11 protein-coding genes are annotated in these 17,896 nt (G+C 68.5%); 5 read left to right on the top strand and 6 right to left on the bottom strand.

The window, feature by feature from the left end; genetic code table 11:
* The first annotated feature begins 314 nt into the window (after positions 1-314).
* Positions 315-3,215: a protein kinase domain-containing protein gene (locus tag GF068_RS40060; RefSeq protein ID WP_153824829.1), complete on the top strand. Its 2,901-nt coding sequence runs from the start codon at positions 315-317 to the stop codon at positions 3,213-3,215.
* 18 nt (positions 3,216-3,233) lie between these two features.
* Here the strand turns inward: GF068_RS40060 and GF068_RS40055 are convergent, their stop codons facing one another.
* Genes GF068_RS40055 through GF068_RS40035 form a run of 5 tightly spaced genes read right to left on the bottom strand, consistent with a single transcriptional unit; the run spans position 3,234 to position 10,677 of the window.
* On the bottom strand, positions 3,234-3,797 hold the full coding sequence (locus tag GF068_RS40055; RefSeq protein WP_153824828.1) for a hypothetical protein: 564 nt from the start codon (positions 3,795-3,797) through the stop codon (positions 3,234-3,236).
* Complete coding sequence (locus GF068_RS40050; protein ID WP_170319965.1) at positions 3,790-6,852, bottom strand: type VI secretion system Vgr family protein; 3,063 nt, start codon at positions 6,850-6,852, stop codon at positions 3,790-3,792. The genes GF068_RS40055 and GF068_RS40050 overlap by 8 nt, the downstream gene beginning before the upstream one ends.
* A 13-nt stretch (positions 6,853-6,865) precedes the next feature.
* Positions 6,866-7,885: a hypothetical protein gene (locus GF068_RS40045; RefSeq protein ID WP_153824826.1), complete on the bottom strand. Its 1,020-nt coding sequence runs from the start codon at positions 7,883-7,885 to the stop codon at positions 6,866-6,868.
* 8 nt (positions 7,886-7,893) lie between these two features.
* Positions 7,894-10,341, bottom strand: coding sequence for a DUF2169 family type VI secretion system accessory protein (locus GF068_RS40040; protein WP_153824825.1), 2,448 nt, complete (start codon positions 10,339-10,341; stop codon positions 7,894-7,896).
* Between the two features lie 18 nt (positions 10,342-10,359).
* On the bottom strand, positions 10,360-10,677 hold the full coding sequence (locus GF068_RS40035) for a PAAR domain-containing protein (RefSeq protein ID WP_153824824.1): 318 nt from the start codon (positions 10,675-10,677) through the stop codon (positions 10,360-10,362).
* A gap of 460 nt (positions 10,678-11,137) precedes the next feature.
* On the opposite strand from GF068_RS40035, the gene GF068_RS40030 reads away from it, so the two are divergent.
* From GF068_RS40030 to GF068_RS40020, 3 genes are all read left to right on the top strand, one after another.
* A complete protein-coding gene (locus GF068_RS40030) occupies positions 11,138-12,316 on the top strand; it encodes a protein kinase domain-containing protein (protein ID WP_153824823.1) in 1,179 nt (392 codons plus the stop codon).
* Positions 12,317-12,496: 180 nt separating this feature from the next.
* A complete protein-coding gene (locus GF068_RS44635; RefSeq protein WP_206079657.1) occupies positions 12,497-14,338 on the top strand; it encodes a serine/threonine-protein kinase in 1,842 nt (613 codons plus the stop codon).
* A gap of 183 nt (positions 14,339-14,521) precedes the next feature.
* Positions 14,522-15,418, top strand: a complete 897-nt coding sequence (locus GF068_RS40020) for a hypothetical protein (RefSeq protein ID WP_153824822.1) — start codon at positions 14,522-14,524, stop codon at positions 15,416-15,418.
* Between the two features lie 687 nt (positions 15,419-16,105).
* Here GF068_RS40020 and GF068_RS46715 read toward each other — a convergent pair.
* Positions 16,106-16,237: a hypothetical protein gene (locus GF068_RS46715; protein ID WP_275939345.1), complete on the bottom strand. Its 132-nt coding sequence runs from the start codon at positions 16,235-16,237 to the stop codon at positions 16,106-16,108.
* A 444-nt stretch (positions 16,238-16,681) separates the two neighbouring features.
* Between GF068_RS46715 and GF068_RS40015 the strand changes: the two genes are divergently transcribed.
* Positions 16,682-17,650: a PEGA domain-containing protein gene (locus tag GF068_RS40015; protein WP_170319964.1), complete on the top strand. Its 969-nt coding sequence runs from the start codon at positions 16,682-16,684 to the stop codon at positions 17,648-17,650.
* The last annotated feature ends 246 nt before the right edge of the window (positions 17,651-17,896 follow it).

Raw genomic sequence — 17,896 nt, 5'->3', positions numbered from 1 at the left:
ATGGGCGGCGACGAGACCGCGCATGGCCTGGACCAAAGGCGCGGTCTCGTCGCCGGTGCGGGTTGCGAGGAAGGCGAGTCCACGCTCGACCGCGAAAAGGCGTGTGCGGGACCGCATGGCAGCCGCGGCCCTCCGCGCCCACCATCGGCGTTGCGGCGAAGCCGTCCGCGCTGGTAGAATACCAATGGTGGCGGGCAACGACCAGGACGCACTCGACCCGGCCGATCTCGCAGGGCTCCTCTGCAACGGAGAGGCCCGCTTCGCCTCGCGCGGCTCGGGGCCTTCCTCCCCGGGATCGCAGGGTTGAACGAGACATGCGCGCCAAACCTCGGCTCGGCCTTCGATGGCTCGTCGTGACCTTCGGGCTCTCGCTGGCCGTGCCTCTGGACGCGCGCGCAGAGGTCTCGACCCCGGTCGAGTCCGTGCGGCTCTACACGGGCGCCTGGGAATACCGCTGGGGGGACTCGCCGCGGCTCGCCGACGGATCACTCGCCTGGGCCGCGCCTGGCGACGCCCCGGGCTTTTTGGCGCTCGACGCGAGGGGCTCACCGTCGGGACGCGAGGGCCGCACCACCCTCTGGCTCCGCACGAAGCTCTCCGGGGACGCCCCCGGCGACGATACCCTGTACCTGCGCGGCGTCGATCAGATCTTCGAAGCGTACCTCGACGGCGAGCAGATCTACCATTTCGGCAACTTCGAGGGCGAGGGCGCCCGGCGCTTCCTCGGATACAAGGCGCATTACCTCCCGCTCGGCGAGGGGTTTCACGGGAAACACCTGGCGCTCCGGATCCACTCCGATCACGTCAACATCGGCCTCTTCGGCGAGCCGATGCTCGGGGAGCGATCGGCGCTCGTGACCGCCGTCATCAAGCGTGACCTGCCGACGCTCGGCATGGGCCTCATCATGCTCTCGCTCGGCGCGTTCGTGTTTTGCCTCTTCCTCGCGCGCCGCAAGGAGAGAGCGTACCTCACGTACAGCATCCTCGCGCTCTCCACGGGCGCCTATTTCACGGCCGTATCGCCCTCCCGGCAGCTCGTCGCCGACGCGCCGCTCGCCTGGGTCCACGCCGAGCTCTTCTGCCTCTATCTCATGGGCAGCTTCCTGACGGCCTATTTCGAGCATATCTTCGGCCGGGGATGGCTCGGGCTCGTCCGGTGGATCCGCTTCGCTTTCGTCGGATACACCGCCCTCGCCGCCGTCCTCGTCGCCGCCGGCGTCGTGCCCGTCCTCCGTACGCTCTTGCCCTACCAGGTCCTGCTCCTCGTCGCCGCCGTCGTCCTCATCACGCGCGCGGTGCGCGGCGCCTGGGACGGCAGCCCCGACGCGCGGATCTTCGGCGCCGGGTTCATCGCCGCGGCCACCGCGGGTTGTTACGACGTCCTCGGCGCGATGGGCGTGCTCTCGCGGGCGAACCTGCCCCTCGGGCACATCGGCTTCTTCATCCTGACACTCGCCATGGGCCTCATCCTCGCGCGGCGCTTCCTCGAGGTGCAGGAGCGGCTCGGGCAATACTCCACCGTGCTCGGGTTGAGCCTCGCGTCCGCGCGCGTGCTCGAGCCTGGGCAGCAGGCGCAGGTCGCGCTCGACGAGCTCATCCGCTTGCTCAAGGCGAAACGCGCGCTGCTCTTCCTCACGAGGACCGAGGGCGAACGGACCGGTGAGCTCGAGCTGCGCGCCAAACGAGACGTGGCCGGGGCGTCGATCGGCGCAGGCCCCGCGGAGATGTCGAGGAGCCTCGAAGGCCTCGCGCTTCGAGCCGACGTCGTCGAGCGCGTGCGCGCCGAGCGCCGCCCCCTCATCACGCGCAGCCAGAGCGGCAAGCGGCGCCGGAGCGCCATGGCCGCGCCGCTACTGATCCGCGACGAGCTGCTCGGCGTCGTGTACCTCGAGGCGGACGAGTCGCGCGCGCCCTTCAACGACGCCGATCTCACCATCCTCCTCGGCCTCGGGACGCAGCTCTCCATCACGATCGTCACGACACGCGCCGTCCGCCTGGAGCTCATGAGCGCGCTCCAGGAGAGGCGCATCGAGAAGCAAGGGGCGCTGCTCGACGCGGCCTCGCGTCTGGCGAAGGGCGACATCGAGACGCCGATCGCGGTGGACGGCGGGAGCGAGCTCGCCGAGCTCGGGCTCGCGCTCGAAGGGATGCGCCGCGATGTCCGGGCGAAGATCCAGATGCTCGAGGCGAAGAACGCCGAGGTGGAGGTGCTGAACGACGAGCTGCGCCGCAAGATCGAGGCGCGCACCATGACGCTCCTCTCGGCCGTGCTCGGGCACGAGAGCGGCGCGCCCGTGCCTCGGCTGAAGGCTGGCGACGTCGCCGCCGCTCGATATCGCGTCGTGCGCAAGCTCGGGGAGGGCGCCATGGGCGTCGTGTACGAGGCGACGCGGGTCACCGACGGGCGCAGCGTCGCGCTGAAGCTGCTCACCGGCGCGAAGGACAAACCCGCGGTCGCTCGCTTCATCCGCGAGGCGAACATCCTCGCGCGCCTCAACCACCCGAACCTCGTGTCGATCGCGGACGTCGACGTGACCGAGGCGGGGCACCTCTACCTCGTGATGGAGCTCGTCGCCGGCGCGCCGCTCGACAAACACGAGAGGCGCAGGGGTGATGTCGCGTTCGCGCTCTCGACGCTCGCGCAGATCGCCGAGGGGCTCGCCGCCGTTCACGCGAGCGGCGTGGTGCACCGGGATCTCAAGCCGAGCAACGTGCTCGTCACGCTAGAGCCCGACGGGACGCCCCTCATCAAGCTCGCCGATTTCGGCATCTCGACGCTCGCCGGCGACGACGCGATCGCCGCGACCGTCGAGGAGATGGAGGGAACTACCGAGGCGAATGACGACGAGAAAACAAGGATATTGCCCAGGAACAAACCCGCCGGGATGAACGTGACGAGGACCGGGATGCTCGTGGGGACACCGGGCTACATGGCGCCCGAGCTCGCGCGTCGCTCGCGGGCCTTGCGCCCTTCCTCCGATGTCTTCAGCCTGGGGATCATCGCGTACGAGCTCCTGACGGAGGAGCGACCCTTCCCGATGCCGCCGCTCTTCCTCGTCGTGCAAGGAAGGCCCATCGAGGTTCCGGACAACCTGCGGCGGGTGCCGGGGCTCCCCCCTTCGCTCGCGGCGCTCTTCGAACGTTGCCTCGCCGAGGATCCGGACGCGCGGCCGACGGCGAGGGAGGTCGTGGACGTGATCCGGCGGGTTTTGTAGCTCCGCCCCGCCGGATCGTCAGCCGCCGGCGGCGCGCGCGAGCGAACGGATGTAGCTGCTCGCCGAGAAGCTCGGGTCGCGCCCTGCGAAGGGGAGCAAGCTCTGCGGCGCGCTCTCGGCGCTGCCGCGCGTGCCGAGCGCGGCGCTCCGCACCCAGACGCGTGGCCTGCCGGACAGGCTCCAGACGTGGGCGAAGACGTCGATCGCCGCGTCGTGGAAGCCCGAGAGCGCGACGACGATCGGGGAAAACCCGCCGATCTGGCCACGCGCCGAGGCCATGAGCGCCGCGCGCACGGCGCCGTATTCAGCCGCAGGGACCGTGAATCCCATCATCGGGACCGCGTTCACGCCGGTCTCGTCGAGGACACGCACCTCCGGCACGGGCGGCGCTTTTCCGCCGAAACCGCAGACGCCGAGCAGGCTCTCCACCGCGCTCGGGAGCGCCACGCCGGTGGTGTCCCAGTACTCCCAAGGGTCCTCGTCGATCCGCAACCCGATGAGCTTGTGCAGCGCCCGCAGATCGTCGGCCTCGCGCAAGAGCGCGACGTGCAGGAGCTCGGGCGCCTTCTTCGTCTCAGACATGTCGCACCGTCCCGGTCAGCATGAGCTCGATGAAAACCTGGAGCACCCTTCGATCGCAGAACGTGACCCGCGCTCCCGTGGGGAGGCCGATGACGAGATCGATCTGGCATTTGCCGATCGGCTCCGGCGTCAACGCTGCGCCGCCCCACGACCACACAGCCATCGCCGGCGCTTCGGCTCCTTGCGACCACCATCCAAGGTAGATCCCGCTGAACGCTGCCGCGTCCGCCGGGGTGATCGCGCGAAGGCGCTCGTGCGTCTGCCGGTCGATGTGGCGCTGCTCGGCGAGCCAGGCGAGCACGTCTTCGTAGGCCGGCGACCTGCCATCGAGGCCACGCGTGATGACGTCCACCGCGTGCTCCATGATGTCGCCCTTGAAGCCGTGGCGCTGCAGATCGACCTGGAGGCTCCGCGCTTCGCTCGCGAAGGCCTCGCCATCTCCTCCGCCCGCGCCCGCGGAGGTGGGCAGGCTCGAGGCGCGACCCGCGGGGAGCGCGCCCAGCATCGCGGCGCAGGAGCGGCGGAACATGTCCTCGCCGACGAGCTCGCCGCCGCACACCGCGCAGACCTCGGGCCCGATCGCCATGGGCGCCGCTGGATCGAGGCGCTGCGCCTTCGGGAGGCCGCCGCCCGAGGCGAAGGGGTTCAGGTGCAGGTCCTTGCTCGATTGCACGATCACGTCGTCCGTCGCCGAGACGACGGCGACCTTGCTCCGCCCGCCGATCGCGACCTCTTTTTCGCTCAGCACCGAGACGTGATCCATCGCGTGGAGCACGATGTTGCCCTGCGCGCTGATCGTCACGTTGGGCCCGTCGAGGATGATCGACGCCTCGCCCGTCGAGAATTTGATCTGCCGGTCCACCACCTCGATCGTCGTGGGCGGCGGGCCGGGTTCGGTCTCGAAGCCGAGGTTCGGCGGCTCGACGAGTGATTTCAGCCCTTCGTAAAGCGCGCTCCCGAGGCTCGCGAGCGCCGACTCCGCCGCGACCGAGAGCGGCGTCGCGGGGATGCCGCCGAGCACGGTCGTCGCCGCGCTGCGCACGACGTCGCCGACGTTGCCCGCGATGGCCTCGAGATCGTGGACGAGCCGGTTCGTCAAGCCACGCGCGACCGTCACGCTCCAGCGCGTGCCCACCACCGTCTGGTCGTCGACGCCGACGTGGCTCGTACGGTTCATTCCGACAAACTCGGCCTTGTTCACCCCGACGGCGCGCGCCTCGTTCAAGTTGACGAAATCGGTCCGGCTGCCGCCGACGGCGTGTGTGTCGTGGGCCTGGACGAACCGCGTCGCGTCCTTGCCGACGGCCTGCTTGAGGTCGTTCTTGACGAGGTGATCCATGTCCTTCTGCGCTTGCAGGTAGACATGCTCGGCGCCCGCGGCGTCGTCGAAGCGGAGCTCGTTCGCGCCTTCGCCGCCGGGGGAGGACGCGGTCTTCCACGTGCTCACCGTCTTCGCCGCTGGCAAGGGGTAGGGCGTGGGCTCGGCCGCGTTGTGCACGCGGCCCACCACGAGCGGCTGGTCCGGGTCGCCGTCGAGGAACGCGATGAGGACCTCGTGACCGACACGCGGGATCGTGAACAGGCCATATCCCGCGCCCGCCCAGCCCTGGCTCACGCGCGTCCACGCCGAGCTCCGCTGGTCGAAGCCGTGCTCGCGATCCCAGGGAAACTGCACGCGGACGCGGCCGTGCTCGTCGACGTAAATGGTGTTGTCGACGAGGACGTCGGCCGAGGCGGCGCCCTCCACCGCGAGCCTCTCCACCGCCCCGACCGCGCGCGGCAGAGAGACCTGCGCCGCGAGGTTCGAGGGCTCCGGGCCCACGACGACCGCGGTCTGCAGGCCGTGGATCCGCGGCTTCGGCGTGATCTGTGGCGGCCGGAAGGGGACGGACGCGTGGACAGCGGCGCCCTCGAAGCGCCACGAGCTCGTATCCGCGACCGTGCCCGTCATGCGGTGCCGGACGGCGAGCAGGGCCTTGTCCTCCGCGAGCTCGGGGTGCGGGTGCCGGCCCATGCAGAACACCGCGCCCGGCGACAGATCCGAGACGCTCGCCTCGTACGTGGCGACGCGCCGCTCGCCGCTCGCCGCCTCGAGCATGCGCTTCTGGCGCTCCTGCGCGTACTCCTCGCGGCGACGGGCGACGCCGAGGTCGTCGGCGACGGGCGTCTGCGAGGTCCGACCGGAGAGCAGGGGGTTCTCCGCGAGGCCGAAGCCCGGGGCGAAATGGAATTGCTCGTGCGCGTGCTCGACGGCGCGCGTCGCGTCCGCCTGCGCGAAGAGCGCGTGCCGAGGCCGCAAGAAATCGTAATCGCGGGTCGAGAATCGCCCGGGGCGCGATTGCTCTTTCAATCGCACGTGCGTCAGGTGATCGCTCCGGGCGGGCGCCGCGAGCGAGACGTCGTCCACGAACGGGATGGGCCCGCCGGCGCGTCGCTCCCCGCTGTGCGGGGCGTCTCCCAGGACGAGGCGGCTCGCCTCTGCGCCCTCGTCGACGAACCAGTACGAGATCCCCGCCTCCTCGAGCAGGCGCGACACGAAGGCGAGGTCCGTCTCGCCGTATTGCGTGCGCAGCTCGAGCGGCGGATACGCGTGCTCCTGGATGCGCCACGTATGCTCGATCTTCCACTCGCCGAGGATCGTCCGGACGATCTCGGGGATCGTGACGTGCTGGAACAGGCGATTCTGGACGCGCTGCGAGAGCCGCCAGAGCGTGGGCACGAGGACGACCTCGTACGTGGCGAGGCCCTCCTTGTCGTCGGAGACCCGGACGAGCTCCGCCGACGCGCAGAGCCCACGAAGGACCCGATCGGGGCGCCAGGAGAGCTCGAAGCCGGCGCGCGCCCCGACGAGCGCGGCGAGGTCGAGATCCTCGGCGGGCGAGACGCACACGAGCCGGATCGTGAAGAGGCGGCTGATTCCTTCCTCGACCTCGAATTCGCGGACCGAGAGCCGCACATCGGGCAGGTCCGGGAAGCCGAGGCGTGCGTTCTCCCCGAGGGTCGGCGCGCCGAGCTTCGAGGTCGTGGCACCGGCGAATTTCTGGACATCGTTCATGAGGGACCGTCCTTCACTCCGGGAACCCCGGCGCGCGCGCGTCGTTGTGGGTGCGCACGTCGTTTTTTCCACGCGTCGCGCTCTCGTTGCCATCCCACAGGTACTCGGGCGCGAAATCGTACACCGTGCCCGATACGCCGATGATCTGGAGCCACGAGCGCCACCTCACCTGCAAATCGAAGGCCGCGTGCGCCCGGGTGTATTTCACGTTCCAGCCCCAACGGCCCTGTCGCAGCCAGATCCCGTTCTCGCGATAATACGTGTCCTGCGCCCCGGCCGCGTCGAGGAGCGAGGTGATGCGGGCGTTGATCTCCCGCTCCTGTTGCGTCCGCGGATCCGAGATGAGAGGAAATCGGTTGTCCCGCGCGAAGAGCTCGTTCGTCTGGAACCCGTCGAACAGGCCCGCGGAGCCCATTCGCTGGATCTGGTACTGCATGTGCGGCGTGACGGTGTTCAGCCGCGCGAGCGGGCCCATGCTGAAGAGGCGGCCGATCATCCAGTCGGAATCGTGGGCCATCGCGATGGTCGACATCGGTTCGCCCGTGTTCCCGAGCGGCAAGACGTTCGGCCCATTGCCCGCGGTGCCGCCGAACCCCTCGTTTTCGAAGAAGAACTCCGGCGGGATGAAGCAGCCCGTGCGGGCCGAGGCGCCCATCGCCCACACCGTGTGCTGCTCGCTGCCCATGTAGCCCTGAGCGTTCGACTGATCGAGCAGCGAGCCGGTCGTCGCGCCGTAGGCGAGCAGGTCGTCATTGACCTTGGCCTGGCGCCACCGGCTGATCTTCTCGTTCATCGCATCGAAATCTGCGACGACGATCCCCGAAAAATCGATCGGAGAGACCTCGAGCCGGATGTTGTTCGACGTGATGATGTACTTGTTCCCGACGCGCGCTGATTCGATCCCGAACTGCGAGATCTTGCGCTCGAAGCTGTTGTAATCCATACGGCGCCACCAGTGAACGCGCGGCCGATTCGCGTTCTGCGCTGGCGCCGAGTTCGTCGTATTGCGCCCGGACGTCTGACCGACGGACATGGTCCCTCCTAGGTGGATTGGCTCCTCGTTTTGGTCTGCCGCGTCGCCGCGTCGAGCTGCCGCGCGAGGGCGACGACGCGTAGTGCGATCGGGCTCGATTCGTACATGTCCTGCTGCGGGAGCACCTCCACGACGAGGCGCGCGGGGAACTGGCGGAAGAGCGGCAGGCGCTTCGAGAGCTTGGCGGAGACGTACGCAGGGAGCGGCGAGCTCGAGCCCTCGGCCGAAAAGAGCGCGCGGACCCATGCCTGGTCGAGCAGCTCGCGCTTCTGGTAATGGCGCTGGTTCAAGAGCACCCACTCCGTGTGCGTCACGAGGTAATCGGGCGGCAGGATGCGGTTGGCGCTCGACCACGCCTCGCGGATGCGCTGGACGAAGCTCGTCGCCACCTCGGGCGCGCCCTCGAGCGGCATTTTCAGGACGCCCTCGACGAGCTCGAGCAGCTCCTTGAGTTTCTTGTCGGTCGTCGCGAGCGGGGCGGCGGCAGCGGTGGTCGCCTTGAGCAGCTCGATATCGTCGAGCGGGAACGAGAGCGTCCCCGCGACGAGGTGGAGCGGGGCGCCCTCCGAAGCCCCGTTCCCGCCGCCGGTCGCGAGCTCGCCCTGGGACGAGGGCTCCGCGCAGGAAAGAATGCCGAAGATGTCGGCCCTTTGTGCCTCTTCGATCGCCTCCGGCGAGGGCGGCGGCGGGGGGGGCTTGCCTCGCTCGGGCGCCGGCGGCTTCGGGGCCGGCTTGAACATGGGTCCCCATTGCGGGTGCTTTTTCATGCGCGCGATGAACGCCGGGTCGAACCAGATGAGCTCGATCGATTTGCCCGCAGGGCGCTCGGACGCGTCGGGCCGCGGAGCCGCAGGGGCGGCGCCGAGGCGGCGCTGATCCCACGGCGCAGGCGTGGGCGTGGGCGCAGGCGTGGGCGCGACCGGCGCCGCAGCCACTGGGATCGGCGCCACGGGAGCGGGAGGGACGACCCAGGCAGGCAACGACGTGGGCGTCGAGCGCATGGCCGAAGGTGGCGGCCCGAAGGTGGGCGCCGAGGGCGGCGGGCTCGCGGCCATCGGCGGCGTCGGCGGCGGGGCCATCGCGGGCAGGGGGCCCGGCACGGGCGGAACGGCGGGCGTCGCAGGCGGCGAGGCAGGCTTGACAAAGGGCAAGACGGGGCTCGGGCCGAGCCCTGTATTCGGGAACATGCCCGTTTTTTCGTCCCGCTCTCCTGCCGATCCCGGGGGCGAGGAGCGCCGCTCGACCTCGGCGCGGAGCCCGGCGACATTCATCACGGCCGTGCGAGCCTCGTCATCATCCGCGTCGCGCGAGGGCGCCCGGGGTTGTTTCGGCTGGAATGGCAGCGCGGGCGGCAGGCTGAGCGCGTCGAGGTCGATCTCGGTCGTCCCGTTGGAGCCAAACGCCGCGAGCATCTGCGCCGCGGCGGCATTCTCCGAATGTGATGGGGGGACAGGGGCCCCGGCCCAGCTCTCGCTGGAAATGTCGGACGCCGCGAGGGCTCCGAGCCGAGCCTCGAGCTCCTCGACGCCGATGGGCTGCCCGGGCTCCTCGAGGACGATGTAGACGATCCCGGGATCCGCGCGTGTCACCAGATCCAGATGGCCGCGGTACGTGACGGTGCAAAGGCCGCGATCCGCGTCGATGCAGAGGGTGTCGGCGCGGAGCGCGACCGGCGATATGCCGCCGGGGCTCCGGTGGAGGAAGGCGCGAGGCATGAACCCCGCGAGGTTCGTCACGAGCCGCGGGCTGTCGGGGAGCAGATTCTCCAGGATGATTCGTTCGTCGGGGCGCAACGATTCGAGCTGTTGATCGGGCGGCGCGGCCTGGAAGTACAGGAGATCGAAGCCGTCACCGAGGACCTCGTTCGACCAGTCGCCGTGGCGGAAGCTCGCCGCGCGGTCGCCGAGCCTGTCCCTGCGGCCGGGCCAGGCCGGCGAGATGGGGCCGAACCCGACAATGGGGATCTCGTCGCTCGGCTCGGCGGGGAACCACCCGAGGGGCTGGATCTGGGGCAGGACGCGGGTGCCGAACGCCGGGTGGACGTCCTGGGCCATGCCGACGGGGTTCGCCGTGCCTGGCCCACCGGCCGCGAGCTCCCACCGGAGCGGGATCGATTGGACGAGCGCGCCCTCCCGAAGCGCGCCGTCCGGGCAGACGGTTCGTGGGAGGCATGCTTCGAGGGATTTCTCGAGGTCGCCCACGACGAGCCGCACGGGAATCGAGCGAGCCGGAGCGCGACGGGGCGCGTGCGCGGTGCCGACGAGGACGATATCGACGCGCGGCTTGATCGGTAGGAGGTCGTCGGCGTGGAGCGGCTCCTGGGCCGTCGCGAGCGTCGCCTGGCCAGGCACCAGCCGTTGCGTCGATTTGCAGACGATCGCGAGCCGCCACCTGTCGTCGCGAGGACGATACACGAGCGCGTCCGCAGGGAGTGGTCCGAGCGAGCGAACCTTCATGATGGGCGCCTCGCTCCCTCAGCGGCTCCAGGAGATCCGGGAGCCCTCTCCAGCGAGGACGCTGGGTCGGCCCGTGCCGACGACGCTCGATGGGCAGGAGACGGGGGCGCCGACGTAGGCGATCCGGAGCCCGTTCGCCGTGATGCTCGGGTAGCCCTGCGTGACGACGGCGCTGTGTGGCACGTGATCGGGGCAGCCGTGATCCTGGAACACGTCGGTTTCGCGCGCGACCTCGAAGCCCTCGACGAGGACGCTGGGGCTGAACGTATTGAACGGGCGGGGGGTACACGCGTCGTGTCCCTGGCAAAGGTCGACTTTGGTCGAGACGCTGGGCAAGGTGGTCCTCCCTCTGGTGCCGGCTCGCGAGAGCGCTGCGCGACTGTAGCGCGGGGCGAGTCCCACGAAAATCGAGGTCGAACACTTTGCCGTCGGTTGCCCCACGCCGCTTTGCGTTATTGTCCGCAATCGGTAGCCTTTACCACGCTCGGATCCTGGATATCATCACGCGTGAATCGTCTGGCCGCTGCGCGTCGATTTTTCTTGACCTGCGGACACACGTGTGAATTGGCGCGGGCCCATCGCTTCGGTGACGAACGACTGCGGGCACACGATGTGGCAGTGGCGCAAGGCGCGACAATGGTAGCCGAAGGCGGAAACGTTTCCCGGACGCGGTCGAGCATGGAGCCAACTCCTCCCATTCGCGATCATGTGATTGGCGTGGTATCGAGCGCTGCGCGTCTGTTGGCCCTTGCACAAAACTTGTCGAACCAGAGCTTACGGTGTTAGGACGCTCCGGATGAAGGCCGGGGATCGACTCGGAAACAAGTACCGCCTACTGCGCCAGCTTGGCGCAGGTGCCATGGGCGTCGTCTGGGAAGCCTTGCACGAAATTACCCAGCGGCGCGTGGCCATCAAGCTGCTCACGAAACCGTCCGACGATCTCCGGCATCGCCTGCTCCGTGAAGCCCGCATTTGCGGAGCGATAGCGCACCGGAACGTCATCGAGATTCACGACACCGGGGAGACACCCGAGGGAGAGCCCTACCTCGTGATGCAGCTCCTCTCCGGCGAAACGCTCGCCGAGTTGCTCCGCCGAAAGCGTCGACTCGCGCAGCCTCTCGCCGCTCGGATCGGGCGTGACATCGCTCGCGCTCTCACTGCAGCGCACGCCGTGAACGTCATCCACCGGGACCTCAAGCCCGCCAATGTGTTTCTCCATCAGGAGGCCGGGGTCGACGGGCTCGTCGTGAAGGTCCTCGATTTCGGGGTCGCGAAGAACCTCGAGGCGAACGAATCCCTCGTGACGGCCGTCGGCGGCGCCGTCGGGTCCCCGGCATACATGAGCCCGGAGGCCCTCCGGGGCGCGCGGGATCTCGACGCTCGCACGGACATCTGGTCGCTCGGCGTCGTTCTCTTCGAGATGCTCGCGGGGACGAGGCCCTTTCAAGGCGGGGGGCAAGAGCTGCTCATTCGGATCGCGACCGGCAAGATCCCCCGCGTTTCGGAGAGCCTGCGCCACGTGGAGCCGGCGTTCGACGACGTCGTGGCCATGTGCCTCGAGCGTGACCGTGCCAAACGGATTGCGTCCGCCGCGGTGGTCGAGCGCCTGCTCCAGGCCTACGTGGGGCCCGAGGAAGGGTCGCGGATTCACGTCGGTCTCGCGGAGCGCGCCATGGCGCTTCCCGTGTCCGCTCCGGTGAGCCAGCTCGGGAAAGAGCCCACGAAACCGATCACGGGTCCCCGTGGGACCGCGCTCATGATCGATGCGCGTGTGGTGCTCGCGCAAGCGCAGCGCTCCACGCCCCCACCGAGCCCTCCGCCGCCGTCCATGCAGCACGTGGCGAGGCCCGTCGAACCGTCGAGCATCGCTCCGGCGTCGAAGAAGCGGAGGCGCCCATCCATGCTGGGCCTCGCCGTGAGCGCGCTCGTGGCATTTGGTGTCGGTGTGGCCGTGATCCTGGGTTTGGCGAGGTAGCTCGCTCGCGGCGCCGCGCGGCGCCCCTTCCGGGAACATGTGTTGCTGCTGAACGCGTGCCCAGACCAATCGGGCAACGTCTAGAAAACGTCAAACGTGCTTGTGAAGTTCGTGAACAGAGCACGGCGCCAAACAAAAATCTTGTGACACTGCTCGCTTCCATGGAATGCTTGCGAGACCATGAAATCGGGCGACCTCCTCGGCGGCAAGTACCGGCTCGAACAGGAGATCGGCAAGGGCGCGATGGGCGCCGTGTGGGCGGCGTTCGACCACGCGACGAACCGCAAGGTCGCCCTCAAGCTGATCTTGCCGCAGCAGAAGGAGCATCTGACGCACGACCTGCGCCAGCGCCTCCTGCGCGAGGCGCGCGCGTGCGGGAAGCTGCGGCACCGGAACATCGTCCAGATCTTCGACGTGGGCGAGACGCCGCAAGGAGAGCCGTTCCTCGTGCTGGAGCTGCTGCACGGGCAGACGCTCGGCGAGATGCTCAAGGTGAAGCGACGCATCGAGCCAGCGGTCGCGGCGCGTATCGCGGGCGAAGTCGCGAGTGGGCTCGCCGTCGCGCACGCCGCGCAGGTCATCCATCGAGACCTGAAGCCCGCGAACATCTTCCTGCACCGCGAGGAGGGTTTGTCCGAGGACTCGTTCCTCGCGAAGGTGCTCGACTTCGGCGTGTGCAAGAACCTCGACTCGGTCGACAGCGTCGCGACGCAGACGGGCACAGCCGTGGGGTCGCCCGCGTACATGAGCCCCGAGCAGGTGGGCATGCGCAAGGACCTCGACCACCGCACGGACATCTGGTCGCTCGGGATCGTGCTGTACGAGATGCTGACGGGGAGCCGTCCCTTCACGGGCTCGGTGCAGGACGTGATCCGACACATCCTGATCACGCCCGTGCCGCCGCCGTCGAGCAAGGTGCGCGACGTGCCCGCGGAGCTCGACGAGGTCGTCGCGCGTTGCACGGCGGCGAAGCGTGACGCGCGGTTCCCGAGCACGGACGAGCTCGCGCACACGTTGCTCGCGATCGCGGGGATGCCGCGGCCGATGACGCGCAAGGCGACGTTCACGGGCGTGGATCAGCCGATCCCGCAGGCAGCGGTCGCGCAACGCATCCCGACGCTCACGCCGATGGACGTGACCGCGCCGCTGCCAGGCGCAGCGCTGCGCGCGACGCTGGAGAGTGTAGACGACGAGAGTGAGCTCGCCGCGACGTTGCCGCTGCAGGGTCGGATGTTGATGGACATGCGGCCGAGCGCGCCGAAGGCAGCGCGCGGGGAGGACGCGTCGACGGGCACGCAGCTCCTGCAGCCGAACCTGCCGATCGCGTCGCCGGCGCCCGCGTGGAAGGAGGAGATGCAGCAGGCGATCGCAGCGCATCGGCAGTCGCACATCGCGCTGGAAGGTGTGGTGCCGGAGCAAGCGTCGAACGGGCAGACGCAGATGGTGAGCGAGGCGCAGATGGTGCGTATCCCGACGATGGATCCGTCGGGCACGACGTCGGCCGCAGGCGCGCTCGCACACGGCACGGGAGGTTATCCCGCGCCGCCGATGCCGCTGGTGGATCCAGCGATGGCGGGGAAGCGCAAGCGCGGGAAGGGCGTGTTGTTCGGGGTGATGGGCGCGGGGGTGGCAGCGGCGATCGGGGTGGTCGGGTTGCTGGTGGTGAACGCGGGGAAGATCGGCGCGGGGGAGGGGACGGCGAGCGGGAAGGAAGGGGCGGAGGCCGCGAGGAGCGCGGTGGTGATTCCAGCGGCGGCGCCGGAGTTGCCGAGGGCTCCGGTGAAGGCGGAGGCGACGGCGGAGGCACCGTCGGAGCCGGTCGTGGCGGCGAGCGCCATGGTGGCGACGAGCGCGACGGTGGAGGTGGCGACGGCTGCGCCCACGGTGGCGCAGTCGGCTGCTGCGAAAGCGCCTGCTCCGCCGGCCACGTACAAGGCGCCAGCCACGAAGAGGGTCTACAAGTCGGCGGCGCCCCCGAAGTGCACGGGCGTGGGACTGTTCAGGAAGTGTTCGCCGGGCTGACGTGTGCTTCCCGAGCTAGCCTCTTGTGGACGCGCTGAAACTGCGGAACAATCGCGACGCGCAACACATGACGAACGGCGGACCATGTTGAGGACGACACTCATCGCGGCGACCTTGCTCGTGACGGTGCCTGCGTTTGCGCAGGGGCCTGCGGCGGCACCTGCGGCATCGGCGCAGCCCGACGTGAACACGGAAGTCAAGCGGCTTTTCGAGGAGGGCCAGGTCGCGGCAGGCTTCGCGCAGTGGGAAAAGGCGCGGACGGCGTTCGGGAAGGCGTTCGCGTTGAGGCCGCTGCCGCAGATCGCTCTGAATCTGGGTCGAGCCGAGGTGAAGGTGGGCGACGCGTTGTCCGGGGCAGAGCACCTGCAGTATTTCCTGCGGGAAGAGCCGAATCCGGACCCGGCGGAGGTGGCAGCGGCCCAGGCGCTGATCAAGGAAGCAAAGCCGAAGATCGTGACGGTCACGATGAAGGTCGAGCCGGCGGACGCCGAGGTGCTGGTGGATGGGCGGCCGATCGAGAAGCAACTTTTGCCAGGGCCGATTTTCTTGCCGCCGGGGACGCATTCGTTCGAGGCGAAGAAGGATGGGTTTCAGGGGGCAAGTCAGAGTCTCGAGCTGTCGGCGGGGGCGGAGGTCGGGGTGCCGCTGAAGCTTGGGGCGGTGGGGGGTGGAGGGGGGCTCGTTGGGGATCCGGTGGATCCGGGGAAGAAGTCGCCGCCGCCGAAGGATAAGACGTGGATGTATGTGGGGGCGGGGGTGAGTGGGGGGCTTTTGCTGCTCGGGATTGGGACGGCGATCGGGGGGAAGGTCGCTCAGGACCAGGCGTTCGATGCGGCGCGGAACGTTGGTTGCAGCGGCGATCAAGAATGCAAGCCGCTCTACGAACAGCGCGCTTCAATGGTGGAGGGGCTCGCGTACACGTCGCTCATCTCGTTCATCGGCGCGGGGGCGGTGGGTACGGTGACTTTGATCCACGCGTTGAGCGGAAAGAAGCAGACTGCGGACACGAAGGAGGCTTCGATGGCTTCGTTCGTCGTTGTGCCGACCGTGGGGGGCATCGTCGTGCAGGGCACTTGGTAGGTAGGTTGCGCGAGGACGACGGATCTTCTCTTGGGTTGGAGGTGCACGAATGAGGCGGTATGGCGCGTCGCTCTTGATGGGAGGCGTTTTCGTCGGGTTGGTGGTTGCGGCAGATGGCTGTGAGGCCAATCCGTTTGCCATGCCGAGTTATGAAGAGGCGAACACAAGCGGTAGCGGTGGGGCGGGGGCGAGCGGTGGCGGGGGAATTGGGGGGAATGGTGGAGCGGGGGGCCAAGAGCCGTGCGAGGATGACGGGAACGAGTGCACGCTGGATGAGCGTACGGATGCGGGGGAGTGCCACACGCCATTGGTGGGCGCCGTATGCAACGGTGGCTTCTGCGATGAAGCCGCAGGGTGCCAGAGTTGCCTGACGTGTACCGATGATGCCTGCAAGCCGCGCTGTGACGGAACGGCTTGCACCGCTGGCGACCAGTGCAAGAGCACGGTATGCGACGATGCTGATGGCATATGCTGTGACGTCGAATGCGCCGGACCGTGCAAATCTTGCAATCGGACCGGGACGGAGGGGACCTGTACGCGGATGCCGAATGGATTGCAGGTTCCCGACTGCGACGGCAGCGATGCGTGTGATGCGACGGGGGCATGCGGTAGCCTCGCCGGCAAGGGCGCGCTTGGTGCAACGTGCAGCAATACGGGCGATTGTTCGAGCGGTGCTTGCCGCAAGCCCTACTGCCGCTCCGCCGCGGGCGAGCCCTGCGCCGACGACGTGGAGTGCCTCTCGAACTTGTGCGACTCCGCGACCAAGACCTGCAAGAGCTGCGGCGGCGCGGGTGGGCTGGCCTGCGCGATGGGAGCCACTTGCGAAGGTGGTTCCTGCAAGGCGCTCCTGGGGCAACCCTGTGATGCCAACGCAGATTGCGCAGAGGGGACGTGCCAAGGCAAGCTGTGCAGTCTACCGACCGAGGCAACCTGCACCGAGAACGCGCAGTGCACCAGTCGGAACTGCGTGGACAATCAATGCAAGGAATGCAGCTCCGATGCCGATTGCGTTGGCGGCACCAAATGCAACCTCGACACCTTCGCCTGCCTGCTCCCGACCGGCTCCTACTGCGTCAGCGCCGGCCAATGCAACAGCAACAACTGCACCGGCTTCCCCCGCCGCTGCGAATGACACCATAACACGCACGCCACTTTCTTGACAAACCCACCAAGCCTGCGCTTCCCTTGCCCGTGCGCCTCGATCCGCGCCGGAGGTTTTTCATGGGACACCGCGCATCATTCACGGGTTCGCACATTCCGTTCATGCTGCTCCTCGCCGCGGGGCTCCTCGTCTCCTCCGCGGCTCACGGTCAGCCTTCGCAGACGGATCGTGACGTCGCCCGCAAGCTACTGATCGAGGGACGCGAAAAACTCGCTGCGGGCGACGCGGAGGCGGCACTCGAGCACTTCCAGAAAGCCCACGGGCTCATGTACGTCCCCACGACAGGGCTCGACCTCGCGAAGGCATACGGGGAGCTTGGCCGGCTGGTCGAGGCTCGCAATGTTCTCCTGGAGGTCTCGAGACTGCCCGCCGACGGCAATGCGGCATTTCTCGCGGCGCAGGCCGAAGCGTCGGAGCTACTGAAGGCGGTCGATACCCGCATCCCCTCCATCCACTTGCGCGTGACCGGAGCCCCGTCCGAAGCGGTCCGAGTCACCGTGGATGGCGTCGACATCTCCGGTAGCCAGCTCGACACGCCACGGATGCTCGATCCCGGGAGCCATGACATCGTCGTCTCGGCGCCGGGGTTTGTCACGGAGCAGCGCCGGGTGACGCTCGAGGAGGGGGACACGAAGCCGATGCTGGTCGGAGTGATGCTGGTCCCGATCGAAAAGCCGACGCGACCCTTTCCAGACCGAAAGGAGGAAGCGCAGCCCCCGTCGACAGGCAACGGTCTGGTGTATGCGGGGGTCGGTCTGACCAGCGCCCTCGTGCTCCTGGGAACGGGCACGGCGATCGGGGTGAACGTCATCCACGCTCGGGAGCAAGAAGCCCTATCGGCCGGCTGCGAAATCGACTGCGCACGTCGGCATGACGAGTACGTATCGACGCGGGTCGGGCTCGCGTATACGTCGCTCGTTTCGTTCATCGGGGCGGGGGCGGTTGGTGTGGCGACGCTGATCTACGCCAAACCGTGGGAAAAACAGTCCGCGGACATGAAGGAGCCACCCCGAGTTTCGTTTATGGTGGCCCCGACGCTGGGCGGCCTCGTCGTGCAAGGTGTGTGGTAGGGGCGAGTTGGCGATCGGTTGTGTCGTTGCTCGAGGGTAAGCGCATGAAGCGATATGGAGCGCCGCTGGGGCTTGGGATCCTTTTCGTGGGAATTGTCCTGGTGGCGGACGGCTGCTCGTTCGACCCGTTCGATACGGCCACGTACAGTGAGAAGAATGCGTCGACGGGGAATGGTGGTGCGAGTGGCGGTGGGGGAATCGGTGGGAATGGCGGGGCGGGTGGCCACGAGCCGTGCGAGGACGACG

Origin of the sequence: Polyangium spumosum (genome assembly GCF_009649845.1) — a bacterium.
In the GTDB taxonomy this organism is placed as follows: Bacteria; Myxococcota_A; Polyangia; order Polyangiales; family Polyangiaceae; genus Polyangium; species Polyangium spumosum.
Note: the sequence above shows the minus strand (reverse complement) of the source record. Positions and strands in the feature narration are given on the sequence as shown.

Coding starts and splice junctions, on each gene's coding strand:
- GF068_RS40060 (WP_153824829.1), top strand. CDS start 315: ATGCGCGCCAAACCTCGGCTCGGCCTTCGATGGCTCGTCGTGACCTTC.
- GF068_RS40015 (WP_170319964.1), top strand. CDS start 16,682: ATGCTGCTCCTCGCCGCGGGGCTCCTCGTCTCCTCCGCGGCTCACGGT.
- GF068_RS40040 (WP_153824825.1), bottom strand. CDS start 10,341: ATGAAGGTTCGCTCGCTCGGACCACTCCCTGCGGACGCGCTCGTGTAT.
- GF068_RS40050 (WP_170319965.1), bottom strand. CDS start 6,852: ATGAACGATGTCCAGAAATTCGCCGGTGCCACGACCTCGAAGCTCGGC.
- GF068_RS44635 (WP_206079657.1), top strand. CDS start 12,497: ATGAAATCGGGCGACCTCCTCGGCGGCAAGTACCGGCTCGAACAGGAG.
- GF068_RS40030 (WP_153824823.1), top strand. CDS start 11,138: ATGAAGGCCGGGGATCGACTCGGAAACAAGTACCGCCTACTGCGCCAG.
- GF068_RS40045 (WP_153824826.1), bottom strand. CDS start 7,885: ATGTCCGTCGGTCAGACGTCCGGGCGCAATACGACGAACTCGGCGCCA.
- GF068_RS40055 (WP_153824828.1), bottom strand. CDS start 3,797: ATGTCTGAGACGAAGAAGGCGCCCGAGCTCCTGCACGTCGCGCTCTTG.